The organism is Lactococcus sp. DD01, from assembly GCF_001578715.1.
GTDB classification, from domain to species: Bacteria; Bacillota; Bacilli; order Lactobacillales; family Streptococcaceae; genus Lactococcus; species Lactococcus petauri.
Map to the genome: position 1 here is coordinate 1 of NZ_KQ968952.1, position 766 is coordinate 766.

Consider the following 766-nt stretch of genomic DNA (forward strand, 5'->3'; position numbering starts at 1 on the left):
AAATGTTTAATCCCCCATCGTGATTCTCTTGCTTTAAGAGTAAACCGAACGTTCACAAGTACTCATTATTGATCTATCAGTGCTTTTTTTATTCTTAATTTATAAAAAAACTCACTTGTTACAGTGAGTTTAGAAAAAAGGAGAATATGGGATTCGAACCCATGCACCGATTTCTCAGTCTAACGATTTAGCAAACCGTCCTCTTCAGCCTCTTGAGTAATTCTCCATAAAAACGACAAAACAATTTCGTCTGATAAACATGCAAAGGAGGATGTGGGATTCGAACCCACGCACGTTTTTACACGCCTGACGGTTTTCAAGACCGTTCCCTTCAGCCGAACTTGGGTAATCCTCCAAGGAAGAACAAGAGAGATATACAATCCACATTATCGAAATTCTCTTGTACGCCATTACTTACTAACTTTGACAAGTATACCAAATCTTTTTATCTCCGGTCAATTATGACGCACACTACTTATAGTGAAGTAAAACGTACGCTCGAACAGAAACACTAAATGAGGAGCTGTTTTATAATAAATTGTATGCAACAGGCAATCTTCGAAAGAGTTAAGCACATCAAAAAAACTATTATAAGTCAATTTAGATATTAAAACCCCCACTATTACAGTGAGGTTTATGAAAGATAACGTACTATTAAGAGTAATCGTACACACCTAGGATACCAAAAGCCTCTCTGGACTTCAATTATAACGCACACTGATTTATATAAAAGTAAATATCTGTACAAACAGCCCACCTAGGCGGA

2 tRNA genes are annotated in these 766 nt (G+C 36.7%); both read right to left on the bottom strand.

From position 1 onward, the window contains the following. Positions 1 to 138: 138 nt before the first annotated feature. A tRNA-Ser gene (locus LACDD01_RS11250) sits at positions 139 to 226 on the bottom strand. A 39-nt stretch (positions 227 to 265) separates the two neighbouring features. Beyond that, a tRNA-Ser gene (locus LACDD01_RS11255) sits at positions 266 to 355 on the bottom strand. Positions 356 to 766: the final 411 nt, after the last annotated feature.